The sequence below is a fragment of the Chryseobacterium sp. FR048 genome (assembly GCF_056844665.1).
On record NZ_JBXDSE010000010.1, the window covers coordinates 80837 to 99305 of the forward strand.

17 protein-coding genes are annotated in these 18469 nt (G+C 38.6%); 6 read left to right on the forward strand and 11 right to left on the reverse strand.

Translation table 11 applies throughout. The features are described from left to right. The first annotated feature begins 224 nt into the window (after window positions 1-224). Window positions 225-863, forward strand: coding sequence for a TetR/AcrR family transcriptional regulator (locus tag AC106K_RS23645; RefSeq protein WP_482447988.1), 639 nt, complete (start codon window positions 225-227; stop codon window positions 861-863). A 295-nt stretch (window positions 864-1158) separates the two neighbouring features. Here the strand turns inward: AC106K_RS23645 and AC106K_RS23650 are convergent, their stop codons facing one another. Beyond that, entirely contained in the window at window positions 1159-1281 is a 123-nt protein-coding gene (locus AC106K_RS23650; RefSeq protein WP_482447990.1) for a hypothetical protein, read from the reverse strand. 161 nt (window positions 1282-1442) lie between these two features. Between AC106K_RS23650 and AC106K_RS23655 the strand changes: the two genes are divergently transcribed. Further along, the gene (locus tag AC106K_RS23655) at window positions 1443-2084 is read left to right on the forward strand and encodes a TetR/AcrR family transcriptional regulator (protein WP_482447991.1); all 642 of its coding nucleotides are present in this window, start codon (window positions 1443-1445) and stop codon (window positions 2082-2084) included. Between the two features lie 52 nt (window positions 2085-2136). Here AC106K_RS23655 and AC106K_RS23660 read toward each other — a convergent pair whose 3' ends face one another. Genes AC106K_RS23660 through AC106K_RS23675 form a run of 4 tightly spaced genes read right to left on the reverse strand, consistent with a single transcriptional unit; the run spans window position 2137 to window position 7692 of the window. Then, a complete protein-coding gene (locus AC106K_RS23660) occupies window positions 2137-3663 on the reverse strand; it encodes a peroxidase, FMP-type (protein WP_482447994.1) in 1527 nt (508 codons plus the stop codon). A gap of 18 nt (window positions 3664-3681) precedes the next feature. After that, window positions 3682-5160, reverse strand: coding sequence for a ferritin-like domain-containing protein (locus AC106K_RS23665; RefSeq protein ID WP_482447996.1), 1479 nt, complete (start codon window positions 5158-5160; stop codon window positions 3682-3684). A gap of 4 nt (window positions 5161-5164) precedes the next feature. Next, window positions 5165-7252, reverse strand: a complete 2088-nt coding sequence (locus tag AC106K_RS23670) for a GMC oxidoreductase (RefSeq protein ID WP_482447998.1) — start codon at window positions 7250-7252, stop codon at window positions 5165-5167. Beyond that, window positions 7249-7692: a hypothetical protein gene (locus AC106K_RS23675; protein ID WP_185289656.1), complete on the reverse strand. Its 444-nt coding sequence runs from the start codon at window positions 7690-7692 to the stop codon at window positions 7249-7251. Before AC106K_RS23675 ends, AC106K_RS23670 begins: the two co-directional genes overlap by 4 nt. A 485-nt stretch (window positions 7693-8177) precedes the next feature. Between AC106K_RS23675 and AC106K_RS23680 the strand changes: the two genes are divergently transcribed. Further along, window positions 8178-8777: a Crp/Fnr family transcriptional regulator gene (locus tag AC106K_RS23680; RefSeq protein WP_482448000.1), complete on the forward strand. Its 600-nt coding sequence runs from the start codon at window positions 8178-8180 to the stop codon at window positions 8775-8777. Window positions 8778-8792: 15 nt separating this feature from the next. Here the strand turns inward: AC106K_RS23680 and AC106K_RS23685 are convergent, their stop codons facing one another. After that, the gene (locus AC106K_RS23685; RefSeq protein ID WP_482448001.1) at window positions 8793-9641 is read right to left on the reverse strand and encodes a universal stress protein; all 849 of its coding nucleotides are present in this window, start codon (window positions 9639-9641) and stop codon (window positions 8793-8795) included. A 23-nt stretch (window positions 9642-9664) separates the two neighbouring features. Further along, window positions 9665-10114 (reverse strand): MarR family winged helix-turn-helix transcriptional regulator, encoded by a 450-nt coding sequence (locus tag AC106K_RS23690; RefSeq protein ID WP_482448002.1) that lies wholly within the window; start codon window positions 10112-10114, stop codon window positions 9665-9667. 233 nt (window positions 10115-10347) lie between these two features. Here AC106K_RS23690 and AC106K_RS23695 point away from each other — a divergent pair, with 233 nt between their 5' ends. Both AC106K_RS23695 and AC106K_RS23700 read left to right on the forward strand, forming a co-directional pair. Continuing rightward, window positions 10348-11472, forward strand: a complete 1125-nt coding sequence (locus tag AC106K_RS23695) for a lactonase family protein (RefSeq protein WP_482448003.1) — start codon at window positions 10348-10350, stop codon at window positions 11470-11472. A gap of 740 nt (window positions 11473-12212) precedes the next feature. After that, the gene (locus AC106K_RS23700) at window positions 12213-12452 is read left to right on the forward strand and encodes a hypothetical protein (RefSeq protein WP_482448004.1); all 240 of its coding nucleotides are present in this window, start codon (window positions 12213-12215) and stop codon (window positions 12450-12452) included. A 38-nt stretch (window positions 12453-12490) separates the two neighbouring features. Here the strand turns inward: AC106K_RS23700 and AC106K_RS23705 are convergent, their stop codons facing one another. The 3 genes from AC106K_RS23705 to AC106K_RS23715 all read right to left on the reverse strand — a co-directional run bounded on the left by AC106K_RS23705 (window position 12491) and on the right by AC106K_RS23715 (window position 15318). Then, entirely contained in the window at window positions 12491-13696 is a 1206-nt protein-coding gene (locus AC106K_RS23705) for an MFS transporter (protein ID WP_482448005.1), read from the reverse strand. An 89-nt stretch (window positions 13697-13785) separates the two neighbouring features. Then, window positions 13786-14700: a helix-turn-helix domain-containing protein gene (locus AC106K_RS23710; protein ID WP_482448006.1), complete on the reverse strand. Its 915-nt coding sequence runs from the start codon at window positions 14698-14700 to the stop codon at window positions 13786-13788. A 105-nt stretch (window positions 14701-14805) separates the two neighbouring features. Continuing rightward, window positions 14806-15318 carry a hypothetical protein gene (locus AC106K_RS23715; protein WP_482448007.1) on the reverse strand — a complete coding sequence of 171 codons (513 nt, stop codon included), beginning with the start codon at window positions 15316-15318 and terminating at the stop codon, window positions 14806-14808. Between the two features lie 143 nt (window positions 15319-15461). Here AC106K_RS23715 and AC106K_RS23720 point away from each other — a divergent pair, with 143 nt between their 5' ends. After that, window positions 15462-16880: an aminotransferase-like domain-containing protein gene (locus tag AC106K_RS23720; RefSeq protein ID WP_482448008.1), complete on the forward strand. Its 1419-nt coding sequence runs from the start codon at window positions 15462-15464 to the stop codon at window positions 16878-16880. Between the two features lie 88 nt (window positions 16881-16968). On the opposite strand, the gene AC106K_RS23725 is transcribed toward AC106K_RS23720, so the two are convergent. Next, the gene (locus AC106K_RS23725; RefSeq protein WP_482448010.1) at window positions 16969-18453 is read right to left on the reverse strand and encodes a M1 family aminopeptidase; all 1485 of its coding nucleotides are present in this window, start codon (window positions 18451-18453) and stop codon (window positions 16969-16971) included. Between the last annotated feature and the right edge of the window lie 16 nt (window positions 18454-18469).

Genomic DNA, 18469 nt, shown 5'->3' on the forward strand with positions numbered 1-18469 from the left:
TATGGAAACCAGTATTGTTACAAAATAAAAACAGCATCGTTAGATTTTCTAATGGTGCTGTTCGTTTTTAGTGTTTTTACCTCAGTGTTCTAAGTTTTTTCCACCCAGATTGTGTTTGAAATATATAGAATGGTTATTAGTTTGTGCAAATATATAAAAATAAGACACTGATAGGTGTCTAGTTTGAAAAAAAATTTATAAACTTGTACTTCGAATGTTTAGTTATGGAAAGAAAATCAGTAGCAGGCAGTGTCAGGAACAAGGAACGCAGTAAAAAGAAATTCTTGGATGCAGTGGGGAAGATTCTGAAAACAAAAGGTTATGCAGGACTAAAGGTGAATGATATTGCGGGTATGGCAGGGGTAGATAAAAAAATGATCTATACGTATTTTGACGGGATAGATGGTCTTATAGACGAATATATCCGTTCGCAGGATTACTGGATCAAAGTGACTACAGATAAAATGGATAAGATTATCCCGACCATCAATGATGGAGGAGAACAATTTATCAGAGAAATGTTATTATCACAGTTTGATTATGTATACGATAACAAAGAGGCACAAAAACTACTGCTTTGGAGTATATCTGAACCTCGTAAGTCATTAAGAAAACTGATTGATACTCAGGAAGAGAACGGAGAGTATGTTTTTGAAAACGTTTTCAAACCATATTTTAAAGAACGGTCAGAAGATCTCCGGGCAGTCATGGCGATCATGGTAGCAGGATTATATTATCTGAACATATTTTCTTCTGTCAACGGAAGTATCTTTTGCGGGCTAGACATGAACTCTGCTGAAGGCCGGGGCAGAATAAAGAAAGCAATTTCTTTTTTAGTTGGAAAAACTTATGAAAATCTGTAAGGTTCTAAAAATCATCAGAGATAATCTCAGTCTTTCTCAGTACTTTCAAATTTTAAAATGCTCCTGAACCAGAAAAGGCATAAAATATAAACAGCATCATTAGATTTCCTAATGATGCTGTTCGTTTTTAGTGTTTTTACCTTAGTGTTCGAAATTTTTTCCACTCAGATTGTGTTTGAAAATATATAGAATGGTTTTTAGTTCGTGCAAATATATAAAAATAAGACACTATTTAGTGTCTAGTATGAAAAAAATCATAAAATTATACTTCGGATGTTTAGAAAAACAAAAGAAATCATCTCGGTTTCTTCACACCGTTTTTAAATCCTGAGAATCTTCTTGAATTTCCGGGATACTCCGTTACCAAAGGGATAAAAAATAAAAACAGCATCATTAGGTTTCCTAATGTGCCGTTCATTTTTAGTGTTTTTACCTTAGTGTCCGAAATTTTTTTCCACCCGGATTGTGTTTGAAAATATATAGAATGGTTTTTTAGTTGGTGCAAATATATAAAAATAAGACACTTGTTAGTGTCTAGTATGAAAAAAAATGATAAACTTGTACTTTGAATGTTTAATTATGGAAAGAAAACCAGCCGCAGGCAGCCTCAGGAACAAGGAACGCAGTAAAAAAAATTTTTTGGATGCTGTTGGAAAAATTCTCAAAACAAAAGGTTTTACAGGGTTAAAGGTAAATGACATCGCAGCAAAAGCAGGGGTGGATAAGAAAATGATCTACATATATTTTGGCGGAATGGATGGCCTTATAGACGAATATATCAGTTCACAGGATTTTTGGATGCAGGCAACCGCTGAAGAAGCTGAAAAATATAAACCGCAAATAAATATCGACGGGCAATCATTTGTGGAAGATATGCTGCTTTCACAATTGGAGTATGTTTACAATAATAAAGAAGCCCAGAAACTATTGATCTGGGGCCTGTCTGAGCCTCGGAAGGCATTAAAAAAACTATCTGATGCACGGGAGGAAAATGGAGAACGTCTTTTTAAACTGATGAAGGATACTTTTGGGGAACGTTTAGATGAATTTCGTGCAGTAATGGCCATTATGGTTTCAGGGATGTATTATGTGAATCTGTATGCCTCAATGAACGGCAGTATCTTTTGCGGGCTGGATCTCAATACCCCTAAAGGGCGGGAATATATCAAAAGAGCAATCTCTTTTTTAGTAAAACAGACCTATAAGAAGTTGCAAAAATAAAAAAGAGGCAATAATTTGCCCCTTCAATAGTATACTTGGTGAATCAGTAACTTTATCCCTGATGATACGGACAGCCCGTTGCAGTACCGGCAGTTTCTCCGGTTTTGTTAAAGAACTGTTCCATAATCACTTTCCTCTGATCTTCAGGAATATCTTCCAGCTTACGCAGCGTATTGGTCTGAATATGGGGCCAGCTTGTCGTACCACCGTCATTACCGAAATCAAATTCAAAAAATACAATCTGTTCATATTGCAGCTGCAGGATTTCTTTTCCATTTTCCTTAATCGTTTCGATCCACATATGCATATCCACTTCAACAGTAGGAACAAAACGGTTCACAAACGGAACATTAAGAATTCCTCCCTGAGCTCCTGTCTTCATTTTGGATGACATTTTGATATGTACATAGTTGCTGACTTCCTGACCTCTTAAGGTATCCCGAAGTCTCAGATCAGGCCGTACAGAATAAGGATACAGATCATTAGCCAGTATACGTTGCGTATAAATTTTGTTTGATCCTTTATCATTTTGGTCGGTCAGTTCTTCGTGTACCCAAGCTGGTGCCGGCTCGTCAAGATCGATAATATTATCCGGAGTTACTCCGGCGTTACCCATTGTACGGGAAATCGAAAGATGATCAGACTCCCATGCTTCTTTACCATAAGGGAATTTAGGAGAACCCTGAATTAAATAATTCGTAGTATCAGCCGTATTCTGAGGCACAATATCTCCTAATAAAGTAATGGTGCTGCCGTGAGGGATAACGCCGCTTCGGGAAATAGAGTAGTCAGGAATAAAATAAGGACCATCAAGCCCCGCACCGGGTTTGAATTCCTGAGCCGGGATGATCTCATAATAAGGCTGCCCCGGCTGCAATTCACTTTGAAGAATATACTTCTTTTCCTGTCCGTCCGGAGATACCCTTAGAAGAGGCTCGTCTCTGTATTTTCCCTTATATCCGTATTTTATTTCATCCGATTCTGAAACAGCATGAATACCGCGATCTCTTTTAATTGATTCTTCAGTCGCAGCATGGTTGTAAACATCACTTAGCCACAGATACATTCCGTTTTCCTCATGAATAGGAGTGTATTTCAAAGTATCCTGTCCTCTTACCGCATTGACGCTTTTAATGGACTGCTCATATTTCACAGCACCACAGAACAATTCACTTGCTCCACCACGGTTGCGGACACCGCCGGGAACAATCTCAAATGTCAGCTTTTCAATGTATTCTTCACAATCGAAACTGAACTTTCCGGGAATCGTTCCTGGATTGCCTCCGGGAGAAGGCATGATGGTAGTATGTATGCCACTGGCTAATGAAGGTTTGGTAATGTTCTTATTATAATTGACATTATAACTCACCCATGTTCCGTTCAGTGCTGCCAGAACACCATAGTCTACATTGTTTTCTATCTCACTCAGATTTTCTTCTCTGAATGGCCTTACCGGATCATCGATAAGCAGTTTTGAATATCCATCCATTATCTGAGCCAGAGATTTCTGATCAGCTCCCGGGCTTTTGCGGAATAACTGACCTCCCGTTTCGAGGCCTTCTTTTTTACGTTTAAGCATGATATATAGTTTTTATGGTTATAAGCTGGTATATTCGAAAGTAGGTCCAGCATTGCTCTGAGAATCCAGTGGCTGCTTCATTAGACCTACAGCCTGTTCTTTCAATGCATACATATACATAATTGATTTTTCTAGTTCCTTTTGATTTCCTTCCACCGCATGCTGAATGGCATCCAGTAATCTTCTGTAGGTTTTATTAAATTCAAGCCCCTGTTCATAAAGCTCCCTGTTTTCTGTATAATCGCTTAATTTGGGATTGGCTTTCATAGGATATGCAGCATTCCAGTCTACAGGAAGAGGTTTCCCGGTTGGAGGGGTGGTTACAGGCATCATTCCGTCTTCATCCGTGAAAGGACCGTAATCGCCGCCCACATAGAAATGTTCATGGAAAACTTCTTTAAATCTGAAATAATGGGCAAGTTCAACCCCTTCTTCAAACTGGGAAGGATCTACATCAAAAATAGAATCGTCCGCTCCCTCTCCCTGGCCTTTGATTTCCTGGAAAACAGCAATTACCCCTTCAAGAGATTCCACAGAATGAAGCTTTCCGCCACTTCCGTAGTATTGCTCAGGACGGATCTGTTTAGACGGATCTCCTGTAAAGATTCCTCCTATATTCAGTTCTTTGAAATTCTGAGGAAGACTTCCATGTTCTTGATAGTAAGCAATGATTTGAAATACCACGATATAGAAAAATAATACATCATAGTATTCACCGATAGTATGTACATTTTCCATGATAAAGCCTTTCATATTCTCAAGAGTCCAGAAATTGTTTTCCTGGATAGCAGCTCTTTGGGTAAATGAAGAGACAGGTTCAGATTCGATGGTGAATGTCGGGGCTTTTACCAAAGGCTTACTTGGGCTCTCGATGGCGATGAAAGTAGCAATGCTGTTGGTAGAGAAGGTTTCAAGTCCTACATAGAAATCTACATTCATCGGTAATTTCATCGGGTAGGTGGGGTAGTTTTGAGGCTTGTTGACGGAAGGCTGGATGTTGATTGCGTTCAGTACATTGCACACCATGATCAGGTGAAGCATTTCTTCTACAGCAACACTTCTGATGATTTGGGAAGCCAATGTGTTGGTCCCGTCTTTAATGGAGTATAATGCCGTAAGATAAGGCGGAATCGTAGAATGCTCAATAAGGATGGCCGTTTGTAAAAGGTCCTGCAAAACAGGGCGGTAATCGATGGCGCTCAATCTTTTTTTGACCTGATCTGATAATTCCGGAATTCCTGTTGCCAACTGAGCACTCAGATATTGATTAAAACCTTTGGTCTGATCGTTCAGTAGATAGTTCGTCAGTGCTTTAATGTGGTATTTCAATCCCTCAGTCCAGTCTTCTTTACTGATGCTTGAATCAAATAATAAGGACTGCAATGAAAGAGCTTCGTCTACCACTGCACTTCTGCTTAGTGTTTTAGCTCCTTTTGATGCTGCTTTAGTCTGTAAAGTTTCTTGTGGAGCTGATTTATTGATAAGTCTTTGTCTCATGTTTTCAGTTTTTAAATTGTGTTTCCAGGTCTTTTAAGATAGATTCTACCGAACGGATGGTAAATGCTGATAAAGTAAGGGTAGGATTCGAAGTTCCCAGTGTGGTCATATTTCCGGCTCCCACGATGTATAAATTCGGGTGATCCCAGGATTTACAATAGCTGTCTGTCACAGAATCATCAGGAGAAGAACCCATTCTGTGAGTTCCTACAATGTGGCCTGCACCATTGTAAGAATACCTTACGTTGTTATAGATAAAAGTGTTGTTGTCTGTTGCATTATAAGACGTAAAGTCCTGAATTCCCAGCCTTTCAAACATTTGATCTGAGGCCAGTTTTGCCTGTTCCATTGCCTTTTTCTCATAATCGGTAAGTTCGTAATGAATAACAGGGCGCGGAATACCCAATGCATCAGTATATTGATCATTGATCGTCACCCGGTTATTGGGATTAGGAAGCTGTTCGATTTCAAAATGAAATAAAACCTGTCTTGAAAGTCTGTCGGTAAGTGCTTCCTTCAATTCAGCTCCGAAAAGCCCATCTGCTAAGAATTCCGAAACGTCAGATCCGGGAGAAAATGCCGGCCATCCCCATCCCCAGTTGTCGAGTGGAGAAATCCATGCCGAGAAATCACTTCTGAAACTTCCGTCACGGAAAGACGAGATATTGGTCGTAGAACCAGGCCCTCTGTAAGGATATACAGCCTCCGGAAACAATCCCCAGGTAAGCATCACCATATGATCCATCAGATTTCGCCCTACCTGATCACTGCGGTTGGCAACGGTTTTTTCAACCTTTTTCCCGTTCTCTGTTACCGTATATTTTGAATTCAATAAAATCTTTGGATTTTCAAAAGCATTGGCCGCCAGAATGACAATAGAGTCTGAAGTATCAATAACTTCCTCTACAAAGTCTGTTTTTTCTTTTGAAATATACCTTCTCAAATGCACTTTTGAGATCTTATCTTTATCGTTCTGATCTACGCTTAGTCGGTATACAACGCTCTGAGCCTGAACTTCCATATATGGATTGCGGGAAAGATTATCATTGTCATTGATTTTATACAAAGCTTTCTTCAGGGTCTTCAAAGCATTATATTTTGCCTGCACCGGGCAGATAGGAACACAAGAAGCGTTTCCTTCGCATCGTTCACCCATATAAGGATTCCAAACCGAGCCAAGTGCTTTATATTCTTCTTTTCCTGAACCGTCCAATACCAGTTGATAGCCTGAAGGCCCGGTCTCTGCTTTGATGATCTTTGTTTTTCCGTATTTAGGATTGGGGATAGAATTTCTTCCCTGTGGTGAAGGCACAAGAAGCAAAGGGATTTCCTCAAAGTTTAACCGAACACTTGTTCCTTTAAGCCCTTTGATGATCTTATGATCCATATAACTCTGAGGAATTTCTTCCATTGGGAAAACGTAGTCGCCGTAATATTTTTCCATGCTTTCAGAAATAGGGTATTCCTGTTTTGAAACATCTCCTGAAACACCGATTTCAAATTCTGCCATTTCATAATACGGCCTTAAGGTATCATAGTCTATAGGCCAGTTGATAGGTGTCTTTTCTTTAGACTGAGGATGATCTATAGTAATACCGTATTTTTCGGAAAGTCTGAAATCATTAGGCAGCATTCTCGGAGTTGTTCCCAGCCAGTGGAGGGTTGTTCCACCTCCTACTCTGATCGCATCACTGGCAAACGGCATAGGACCAAACTGCACCAGGTAACCTTTTTTATCAGGAAAAGGAGGTGTGATTGGTTCCATATCCAGTACATTAGGAGAAGGGGCCTGTTTTAAATTAGGGTAAGGTGAGTTCGGAACTTTAGCTTCCTGCATATAAAAAGTACGGATGTACTCATTGTAAGCGGTCATAGAGGATACAGAATCCAGTTCTAGTCCGGCTTCAAGACCTGCTTCAAACATTAATACAGACAATTCACGAGTATCGTCAGATTTTTTTGCATCTGCACGGTGAATCATTTTCCCTTGTTTGCTGTCGAATACGTGATCAGTCAGAAGCTTTGCGATCAGTGATCCGGCGATCCCCGTTCCTACGATGATCACATCTTTTTTGTTGTTGATTTTGCTCATGAGTTGCTGTTTACAGGTTTAATGCCCCAGGATTTATAACCAGGCTGCTTGGCTCCCGGTGGATGCGAATGCATTACGTTCCAGACAAGTCCTTCTTTATACGACAGATCATTGATATAAGCCCCTTCCCAGGTTCCTAAATACCAGAGGGTAATCACCTTATCTGAAATGTAGCTCAATCCGGGATCGGCCATGATTTCGGAAATAATGCCATTCTTTAGCTGATCTCCGGTAAGAGAATTTTCAAGTATATTTTTGGAAACCGTCAGGAATTCTACAAAAGTAGCAGCCTGCAAATTTCCCAGAATATAAGTGTAATAGGTTTCTGCCAGGCCGGTAGCCTGCAATTCGTTCACAGAAAAGCCGGTGAGCGCTTCCGAGATCGACATAAAGACATCGAAATAATAATCATCGACGTTGAGGATTTTGTTAATAACCATTTCGTAAAAATTTGAGGGTTTAATCTATCTTGGGCTCTCCATCATGAAAGAGCGGTCTATAACGTTCAGATCTTCCGGGATACCCTTGCAGAACGAACCGATCTCCTTTTTCAGAAATGGCTTCTTGTTTTTTGAGTGATCCATTGTTATCAATTTTTGTTTATCCGAAATTAGGCAGATCCGGGCAGATAAGATTACGTATTTCTACGTAATTTTTATTCTGGTTTCTTTTCAATATTTTGGAAAAGGCTTTCAATAAAGGGATGTGAGGAATTATGTATTCACTTAGTTTAGAATTAATTTAAATAATGAAATTGAATTTAACAGATTGTCTATGTATTGGGGTAGAAGTGAATTATGAAAAAAACTGGCTTCATGTAGAATACATAATAAATCCTCAGTTAATCCAGTATATTTACCTGTGGTATCTAGTAATTTGCAATATTCATAATACTTTAAGTATTTTTACTGCAATTAATAATGGAATGATGATTATATGCGAAGACTTGTTATTTTCCCATGGAGCTAAGGCAAAAAAATATAATGTGGGAGACTCTATTTTTGAAGAGGGAACAGCGGCCAAATATTATTTTCAGATAAGGTTTGGAACCATAAAGCTGAATACCCTTTTGGAAGACGGAAAAGAATTTGTACACGGACTTCCGTTTGACGGGCATTGTATTGGTGAAAGCTACTTATTTACCGGGCATCACTATGCCGTTAATGCCATTGCTGTCACCCCTTGTGAAATCATTAAAATCCCCAAAAATAAATTTTTGAAGATCCTGCTGGAAAACCCTGAATTGATGCTGGCGTTAAATAAATATACCGCTGATAGACTGCATTTCCGGTATATGATCTCCAGTTTTCTGGCCATTTCAGACCCTATTATAAAACTTCAGAAACTTTTTGACCATCTCAAAAAATACTTTGGATTTGAAGAGGTCTATTCTTTTCTGATTCCTTATACAAGACAGCAAATAGCCGCTTTAACCGGTCTTCGAGTGGAAACCGTGATCCGATATGTAAAAAAAATGCAGGAGCAAAAGCTCGTCAGGCTGGAAAGTACTAAAATTTATTATTAAATATTCAGAATAATATTATTTCAATATCAGAACCGGCTGGCTGGTATTTTGATAAATGCCTTCAGAAATGCTTCTGCTGGCCAGATAATACAGAAAACTGTGTCTGCCCGGCAAAGCAATGATAAGATCTGTTTCATGCCCGGCTGCGAAATTCAGAATTCCATTGATGATGTCTTCATCATAAGAATAATAGATACTGCTCGGAATTTCAGTTAAATGCTGTTGGATATAATCTTCCAGTTCTCTTTTTTTATCCTCGTTGATCTCCGTTTTTTCACGGGTATTGATATTTAAAAACAAAAGATGTACATCCTGTTTATGAATGAGATACTTATGATGAAACAGTCTTTCCAGTCTTTTGATTCCTTTCAGATCACAGGGGATAAATATGTTTTTAACAGGAGTGTAGTGATAGCTGTTGGGAACGATCAAAGTCTTTACAGGGCTGGTTCTTGCAATACTGATAATATGATCTGAGACAAAACTTTCATGCGTTGAGGTTTCATCATCACTTCCCAGGATAATGAGCTCTATGGACGGTTGATTTTTTAAAATTTCATTGATACTTCTGGTAATGGCCCAGTCACTTAGTACCGTTGAAACTTTTATATCAGGGGCTTTTTCTGCAATAATCTGAGTCATCTGATCAAACAGTAATTCCGTTCTTTGCAGCAGGGCATTGATACTTTCTTCATTGGCAAATGAATGGCCTTCTGCAATGTGCAGGTAATCGAATTCAGATTCTCCTGCCGTTTTTAGAAGAATGATATGTTGATATTCATACTGCTTTGCCCAATCTGCTGCAGTTTTTACAGCATTCTCTGTGGTTGATGTAAAATCAATAGGTACAAGGATTGTTCTCATATTGTATTCATTTTAAAGCCTGATTATTCCAGATTGGCAGTCATTTTTTTTACTAAGAGAAGCATTTGGCTGATTTCTGCTTCATGAAGGTCTCCGGCTGCCTTTTTATAAAGATCCAGCGCCCATGGATAAACAGTTTCTACAACCTGTTTGCCTTTTAAGGTGAGGAAGATCTGCTTGTTTCTTCTGTCATTCTGATAAGCGACCCGTTCTACAAGGTCACGCTTAACAAGATTATTGATCAGGTAAGTAATGCTTGATTTGTCTTTACTTACTTTATTTCCGATTTCCTGTTGGTTGATTCCGTCATGGCGTGAGAGTAACCCCAGAATCTCAATCAGTTCAAAAGAAAGATCCGGATCATAGTCATTGATGGTGGTCTGAATCTTCTGCCGCAAACGACTTTTCATTTCACTCATTGCCAGGCCAAGTTCCAGAGCCAGTACCGAAATCGTATGTTGTTCTGCAGACATATTTTTTTAATATAAATAAGATCATTTACAATACAGATCCAAAGAAAAATTTACTTCATCACTTCTCTAACAAATATACGCAAAATTAGTTTTAATTAAAACTAATTGTATGTGAAAATACTGCTTGCCAGATCAATAATTTATAAAATATTTAACACCACAAATAAAAGCAGCTCCCTATATTTGCATTTCAATTACTGAATTTTTCCCCAATATTTAAAACTAATAAAAAATTGAAGAAAACTCTAAGCATGATGGTGCTTCTGACTTTGTCAGGTGTAAAACTATTGGCGCAGGATACCTATGTATTTTTTGGCTCCTTCAACCGGGATAAAGAAACAGAAGGAATTTACGTCTATCAGTTGGATACCATCAAAGGTAAGCTCTCAAAGGTTACTTCTTTCAAAGGCATTCTGAACCCGTCATTTCTGACCTTATCTCCCAACGGAAAATATGTTTATGCCTGTACCGAAAGTAAGACAAAAAACGGTGGAAGTGTAAGCAGCTTTGAATTTAATCCTGAAAAAAAGACTTTAAACTTTATCAATAGCCAGAAAAGCGGTGGCGAAAATCCGGTCTATGTATCAGCCCATCAAAACGGGAAATGGCTTGTCGTAGGAAACTACACTGAAGGCAGTACCTCTGTTTATCCGCTTTCAGAGAAGGGCAGGATAGAGCCGGCAGTACAGAACTTTCAATTTACGGAAGGCAGTGTAAATCCGGGCAGACAGGATAGAGCACATATTCATTCAACAGTCTTTTCACCGAATTTTGATTATGTCTTTTTACCTGACCTTGGAGCTGATAAGATACGGGCCTACAAATTTGAAAGCGATAGAAATGAACCATTACAGCCGGCAAAAGTCCCGGCAACACAGGCTACTTTAGGAAGCGGTCCCAGGCATCTCACGTTTCATCCTAACGGTAAATTTGCTTATTGCATTGAAGAAATGGGCGGTGCTGTGAGTGCTTATGCATACGAAAACGGAACATTAAGAAGTATTCAAAGGATTGATACCCATCCCGAGAAGTTGAAAGAAGATTTTGAAAGCTCAGACATTCATATTTCTCCTGACGGGCGGTATTTATATGCATCAAACCGGGGCGTGGAGAATAATATTGCCATATTTGCCATTCAGAATGATGGAACACTGAAAGCCATTGGATACCAACCAACAGGAGGAAAGCATCCGAGAGTTTTTGCTATTGACAGTACCGGAAAATTTGTGATTACAACCAATTCGGTAAGCGGAACGGCCACTGTATTCAAACGGAATGCTGAAACAGGTCTGCTGAAAAGACTAAGAGGTAAAGTAAAGATGCATGGCATATCTTCTGTACAGATCAGAAAATATTGATCAGCTGAACAATAGGAATTATAGCTTCAATGCAGAGGAGCAGTATTTTTATTTTGAATTTTCAGCTTAATTTGAAGTCTTTAATGGCCACAAATGCACGAATTATATTGTTATAATTAGAAACTCTACAGCAGATATTTTATTCGTGGATTCGTGGCAAAAAAATAAGTGTAACATTTGCTGAAGATCTTAGATCTTCTTGCGCCTTAAAATACCCCATAATGTATATAATCCTTTGCGCCTTTGCGATTTCCAAAAATCTACATCATTTGCAAAAGTGCTGAAAGTATGAAAGGTTGGAAATCGCAAAGGCGCAAGTTCTTTTACATACAAAGTGTTGGAAGACGTAAGGATTTTATCTTCGATAAAATTGTATACCGCTGAATATTGCCACGGATGCGATATGCTGTAAACTCGTCTATAGAATCTTCGTCGTGGTAAAAAGAGAGGAACCTTTTGTCAATTTAACAAGATATAATTTGCATATGTCTTAGAATGCACGAATTTTTTTATTTGTGTATTGATGGAAAGAAAATGAAAATATGATCATGCACTTATGTTGAAAAAAATAAACGTTATACGTATATGTGATTGATTTTCATTGGGATACTGCGAGAGGGATTAAGAATAAAAAATAATGATAAACCGGTACAAAAAAATAAGTGAAAAATTAGAGTAATTAAAGACAAACATGTTGTCAAATTGCGTAATTTAACAGATTCAAAAAAACACTTTTTACTATGGATGACAAAGGATATTATTTCTACGATAGAAATCAAAGCATCAGTATTTCAGAACATGACCTGGTAGGGAAAGAGATGGATGAGATAGAAGGTTTTTTTTCCACCTATCAGGTAGATCGATTACACCCTACTGAACGTATTTATGTATTGAAGAAATACCTTTTTGGAATGATTAAACTGAAGTTACATTTATATCTCAACGAAGATACAGTGTACGATTATTCTATTAAAATGTAAATTTGAAAATGAATAGACTACATTAAAAAAAGCAGAGATCAATTCTCTGCTTTTTCTTTTTTTACGGCCTGATGCATAATGAGGATGATCCCCAGAAGCAGACAGGCGATGATCAGATAGCGCCAGGATAAACCTTTTTGTTCAGTCACTGTTCCGCTTACAGAAATAATAAAACTGGTAACAGAGGTGATCACATATACCAATCCTCCCATCAGCCCTCCCGCAGTTCCTGCATTTTTAGGGAAATACAGCATACTTGTGGTAAAGAATGAGGTAAATAAAATCCCGGAGCAGATATGAATAAAAAAGGCAAAAGGAATCATAATGAAAAGACTTTCTGCAAAATAGCTGGTAATAATCAGACTGACGATCAGGAACAATTGCAGCATGATGGGCTGTAAAATCCTTGGCTGAAAGTCCAGGGTAAGTCTGCGCTTCCCGATAAAACCACCTATCATCCATGAAAAGCCCAGGATCAGGGTACAGTATCCAATGACTACCGGAGTGAAGTGAAACGTATTTTCAATGATGAAAGGTCCGGTAATATTGAACAGCATTACTATAGAATAGCTTAATCCTAAAATAAAGATCCCCAGCATAAAGATCTTGTTTTTCAGCATCATGGTATACAGGCTTATGTTTTCCGAAAGATCAAGTTTCTTTTTCTGAGGCAAACTTTCCCCACTGAAGAACCATTCAAAAAGAAATAAAAATCCGGCATAGGCCGCTAAAAAATAAAAATTAGCATGCCAGTTAAAAAGCTTTTCAAGATACCCACCCAGGAAAGGAGCCAGAATAGGTCCGCAAGACCACGTAATGGTAAAATAACTTAAGTAATGCTTTACCCTTTCAGAATCATAGAGGTCTACAAAAATAGCTCTTGTGGCCACTACAAGTACTGAGACCGCAATCCCCTGAAGAACACGGAGCAGGCAGATCAATAAAATACTGTTCGTCATGGTAATCAGAATACTGCTTAGGACCAGAAGAAACAAGGCAATCAGCTTAGGGCGGTAGCGTCCGATGCTGTCCAGAATTCCTCCTACGAATAATTGGGAAATTCCATAGCTCAGCAGATAAGACGTTAATGTGATCTGTATATCTTTTTCAGAAACCATCATTTCCTTTGCCATAGAAGGGAATGAGGGTAGATAAATATCTGTGACAAAACCCGAAAGCGGGATAGACACAAAGGCCATAATGGTAATTAATCTGATTCGTTTTTCAGATGCTTCTCTCAACATATTCATTCTTTTTTTACCATGCAAAAATAAGATAAGAAATACTGAGGTTAGTTTTAAAAGACAAAGTAAAAATTACAAAATTCAAATATTTAAAAACTGCTCTTAAATTTCAGAGGTGAAGTTTGGGCATGTTTTTTAAAGAAATTATTAAAATGGGAAGGCTGTTCAAATCCCAGTGTATAGCCTATTTGTGCAATATCCCAATTGGTATACTTCAAAAGGTTTTTGGATTCTTCAAACATTCTTTCTTTGATGATCTGCGTGGTCGTAAGATTGGTAACAGATTTTACCGATGAATTTAAATGATTGACATGTACATTCAGATGGCTGGCAAAATCAGAAGGAGATCTTAGGGCCAGAGGATAGGCAGGAGAATCCAGCGGAAACTGCTTGTTGAGCAGTTCGTCAAATAGCTTATACAGCCGGATGTTGGCCGGAAGTTCGTTTGGATGAATATCTTCTACACGGTGTTCAAGCGCCAGATGCAGTACCGAGGCCAGATGGCTTTTGATGCTGCTGCAACGGAACGGATAGGTAGAATGGTTCAGCTTATAGATCTGTTCAAAATACAACGTTGCCAGCTGGGTCTGTTCTTCTGTCAGAAATACGACAGGTTTGCTCCATTCTTTGAACAGAGAAGTCTTTTTAAACAGATTAAACTCAGAGTTTCCGTTAAAAAATTCCTGATTGAAAAGACAGAAGTAGCCTTCCTGAAAATCACTTTCACACTCCCAGGAATAGGGAATGCTGGGGGAGGGGAAGAATAGTGCCGGCCGGTCGATATACAGCTGATGTGTTCCGTAATGGATGGTGCCTTTTCCAATAATAAAGCTGATCTTATAATAATCACGACGGTTATAAGGACTTTTGAAACTGCAATATCTTCGCATAGAAATATTAAAGTGAGACTTTCCTGTTTCAAAATCCTCAGTATCAAATATTTTGATCTGATCTTTGCGGATGCGGTTGTAATAATCTGCTATGGTCTCCAGTTGATCACTCATGACATGTAAATTATAAAAATCAAAGATAGGTAAATCTTTTGTATTCAGATTTACCTGATCTGTTTTTACCTTGCTGTTGACAAAAGTTGTTTGCCTCGGATGCAATTAATTCTTCCCGACTTCCATTGCTAAAATATGAGAAGGAAGCTGAAAAGGCCCGGATTGGGAATCTGCAACCGCAACAAAACCGGATTCTTTTAAAAATTCCAGAAGTGGATCATGAGCGAGTATATTGATCCATATCACGTCTGTAAAGCTCACCGCAGATCTGCATTTTTTCCAGAGCGACTGCCTGATTTCCGGAGTGTTGAACTCAGAGATAATGGCAAAGCTGATTTCCGTAGCTCTTTTTCCTTCCCCAATTCCCGGATAGAGAGAGCCGCTTTTGATGATGCTGTAGCCTACAGGCCGTTGATCCGCATAGGTCATGATCAGTTGATTCGACAGATCGTTCAGATCATTAATCATTTTTCTGGGATCTATTTGGTTACGGTATTTTTGGATGTCTTCCTCAGAAACGAAGTCTTTGTGAAGCGTATAAACGGAAGAATCGATAATGGCTATAAGATCAGAAATTCCCTCCTCAGAACCAACTGTAAATTTTGAAATGATCTCCATGAGTCTTTTTTTATTCAAAATTAGAAGATTAATGCATTGAAAAAGGATACAGTTTGTGAAAATGTGATCGGTACAGATTGAAATCTATTTTCTTTACTTATAAAAATACATGTAAATTTGTTTAACACAGTTGAAGGGTTAATATGAAGTCCTATAAATACGAAATTTTTACAACGGTCATCGAAGAGCAGATCCGAAGCGGTATTTTACAGAAAAATGACCGTCTTCCGTCAGTGAGGGAGATCAGACGAAAATATACTTTGAGTACAAGTTCCGTTCAGAGCGGGTTTGAGCATTTAATGATCAAAGGATTGATCAAAAGCAGCCCACGATCAGGTTATTTTGTTGCTGATACCAAGGACGAAGATCGTAGAGAGAAAAGAAAAAAAACTTCACCGGTAGTCAGAGATGAGCTATTTATGAAAAATATGATGCTGACCTCCAAAAGAATATCAGAAGTCAGTTCTTTCAATACAGCGGTACCGGGGGATCTGCTGATTCCTCAGAAATTAATTCTCAGAACGATGCAGGAGGTGATCCGTGAAAAAGGAGTTGCCCTTCTCCGTTATTATCCTTCAAACGGACTTGAACTTTTAAGACAGCATATCGCCAGGCAGATGAATGCATACGGCTGTGAGCTGAATCCTGATGAACTGATCATTACTGATGGAGCATTGCAGGCCCTTACCATTGCACTAAGGTCTGTGACAAAGGCAGGAGATGTAGTTGCAGTAGACAGTCCATGTGTATTTTCCGTATTGGAGGTAATCACCAATCTGGATCTTAAGGTTATTGAAATTCCCGCAGACCCAAAAACAGGTTTTGATGGGGTGTATTTCAGAAAAGCCAGTGCAGAGCACAATATCCGTACACTGGTTATCACTCCTAATTTTCATAATCCTACAGGGACGGTAATGAGTGAGCAGTCTAAAAAAGAACTTCTGGAGATTGCAGAAGAGCGAAAGATATGTATCATAGAGAATGATATGTATTCTGATCTTTATTTTGGAGAAGAAAGACCCCGTTGCATCAAAAGCTTTGATACGAAAGGGCTGGTAATGACCTATTCTTCATTTTCAAAGACCCTGGCACCCGGTATCCGCTTAGGGTGGCTGTATGCCGGGAATTTTTATTCAAAGGCGGAAAGAGCAAAGTTTGTTTTGGGAAGATCGGTTTCTCCCGTTTATCAGGAGTTGGTTCTCAAACTTTTGCAAAGCAGCAGTTACCAAAGACATCTGCGTTCATTCAGGAAAAAATTAAACGGACAGGAGGCTCAGTTGTCAGAAGCATTAATAAAATATTTTCCGGAAGATTCCTGTTTTCAGAGACCGGAGGGAGGTTACAGCATCTGGGTAAGACTGCCGGAAAAGGTAGATATGGGTAAATTTTACCAATATTGTGAAAAGCAGCAGATTTTATTTACTCCTGGGGCGACGTTTTCTTTTTCAGAGAAATACAGCCATTATTTCAGGATCATCTTTGCAGAAAGAATTACGCAGGAAAGTATTGCATTGATAAAAGATGTTGGCGAACAAGCTCAGAAACTGCTTTCCGGAGCATAAAAGTCAGAAGAACTGAAACTTTATATTGGATCAACTCCTATAGAAAGGGCAGAACTTATATTGCTTTTCCACAGGAGTTGTATAATCTTCAGTTGAGACCATATGGTACCTGCTTACTTTTATCCATTTCCAGTTGTGGAATCGTATCAGTGACTTTAAAACTAAAGCCATCTATCCATTTTTCTTTGGTAAGCTCAATATCTTCCCCTGACAAGATATGTTTTTGAAAGAAGTAGGTAATATCTTCATCCAGATATTGCTGTACCAGATCAAGGAAGAGCTCATCCGTAAATTTGAGTTTCTTTTCCGTACAGGTCTTCAATAGTTCCCGCATCAGGTCATCCAGAGATTTTTTGTAATGGGTCTTCAAGAGAATCTGATTGTCCAGCCAGAAAGCAAAAAGTGCTCCCCGTCTGTAGGGAATTTTTTCCACCTCACGGCTTTTCCAGAAACCGTCTTTGATTTTATAATTCGGGATATTTCGCTGTGGGTTTTTCCAGTGCCTTTTGATGATCTCATTATTGAATAACCGAAGCCATTCGTCTGAAGAAATATCTTTGATTCTAAGTCTGTTCTTAAAAGCATAATATTCAGTAAAACCTTCACTGAACCAGTAATTGAATTCTTCATGTTTACATTGAATCTTATTTCCAATCCACTCATGCATCAGCTCATGATGAATAAGATTGAAATAAGCATTCTTATTGTTGAAAGGATTGTTGGTCCCCTGCATCATAAATGCACCTTTAAGGGCAGAGCCCGTTGTGCTGTATCCTTTGAAAAGACTGTCTTTTTGCGAAACAGTAGGTGTCATAACGACTGTGAAATAATCCTGGTCATAATCTTTCCAGAAGTCCCTTTGAGACTGTACCGCTTTTTTAAGGTTGGAAAATAGAAAGTCATCCGTAAATCCGTTCAGCCATTGGTCTCTAAGGGCAAAGTAAACGGGTTTGTTTTGTACCGTAAAAGAATAAAACCTGTAATCGCCACCAATAAATAATGAGTTGTAAAACCCATTCCAGAGAGTTGCTTTGATGTGCTGTTTCTGAACCTGCGTCATAAAGGTATTGTGAAGCTTGAACTGAGCCGGAAAATCGATCCATTCAATGAAAAAATCAATTTCTTTGTCGTCCGGAAGCTTGGTCAGTAATTGGGGAACAATAAACAGATTCTTACCCAAAACATGAAAGTACGTATTGTTCATTCTGGGACGGTTGAATATTTGATAATTCGGATCTTTAAAATCCTGCCTGATATGATAGGTAAGAGAAACTTTTTTCCCTTTTTTCATGCCGACTTTTATCTTGTTGCGTTCGGGTTGGGTTTCAAAACTGAGGTCAGGGTTATCCTTTTTCAGAATAGAAAGAGCATTGAATAGATTCGATTCTCCCCAGTCTTCATTGGCGAAATAAAAGGAAATGGTATCTGATGGCTTTTTAAGGGTGTAATCAACCTGAACTTTTAATCCGTTTTGCTCAAGATTTTTATCATAATATACCTTATACCTTACCGTATTCTGAGAATAGCCGAGTAGGGGTAAAAGTAAAGCCAGAATGAATAATTTCTGTACCATGGATAAGTCGTTTTTT

Bases quoted from the DNA above. Each gene is read 5' to 3' on its own strand.
- AC106K_RS23645 (WP_482447988.1), top strand. From the start codon at position 225: ATGGAAAGAAAATCAGTAGCAGGCAGTGTCAGGAACAAGGAACGCAGT.
- AC106K_RS23650 (WP_482447990.1), bottom strand. From the start codon at position 1,281: ATGAACGGCACATTAGGAAACCTAATGATGCTGTTTTTATTTTTTATC.
- AC106K_RS23655 (WP_482447991.1), top strand. From the start codon at position 1,443: ATGGAAAGAAAACCAGCCGCAGGCAGCCTCAGGAACAAGGAACGCAGT.
- AC106K_RS23660 (WP_482447994.1), bottom strand. From the start codon at position 3,663: ATGCTTAAACGTAAAAAAGAAGGCCTCGAAACGGGAGGTCAGTTATTC.
- AC106K_RS23665 (WP_482447996.1), bottom strand. From the start codon at position 5,160: ATGAGACAAAGACTTATCAATAAATCAGCTCCACAAGAAACTTTACAG.
- AC106K_RS23670 (WP_482447998.1), bottom strand. From the start codon at position 7,252: ATGAGCAAAATCAACAACAAAAAAGATGTGATCATCGTAGGAACGGGG.
- AC106K_RS23675 (WP_185289656.1), bottom strand. From the start codon at position 7,692: ATGGTTATTAACAAAATCCTCAACGTCGATGATTATTATTTCGATGTC.
- AC106K_RS23680 (WP_482448000.1), top strand. From the start codon at position 8,178: ATGATGATTATATGCGAAGACTTGTTATTTTCCCATGGAGCTAAGGCA.
- AC106K_RS23685 (WP_482448001.1), bottom strand. From the start codon at position 9,641: ATGAGAACAATCCTTGTACCTATTGATTTTACATCAACCACAGAGAAT.
- AC106K_RS23690 (WP_482448002.1), bottom strand. From the start codon at position 10,114: ATGTCTGCAGAACAACATACGATTTCGGTACTGGCTCTGGAACTTGGC.
- AC106K_RS23700 (WP_482448004.1), top strand. From the start codon at position 12,213: ATGGATGACAAAGGATATTATTTCTACGATAGAAATCAAAGCATCAGT.
- AC106K_RS23705 (WP_482448005.1), bottom strand. From the start codon at position 13,696: ATGTTGAGAGAAGCATCTGAAAAACGAATCAGATTAATTACCATTATG.
- AC106K_RS23710 (WP_482448006.1), bottom strand. From the start codon at position 14,700: ATGAGTGATCAACTGGAGACCATAGCAGATTATTACAACCGCATCCGC.
- AC106K_RS23715 (WP_482448007.1), bottom strand. From the start codon at position 15,318: ATGGAGATCATTTCAAAATTTACAGTTGGTTCTGAGGAGGGAATTTCT.
- AC106K_RS23720 (WP_482448008.1), top strand. From the start codon at position 15,462: ATGAAGTCCTATAAATACGAAATTTTTACAACGGTCATCGAAGAGCAG.
- AC106K_RS23725 (WP_482448010.1), bottom strand. From the start codon at position 18,453: ATGGTACAGAAATTATTCATTCTGGCTTTACTTTTACCCCTACTCGGC.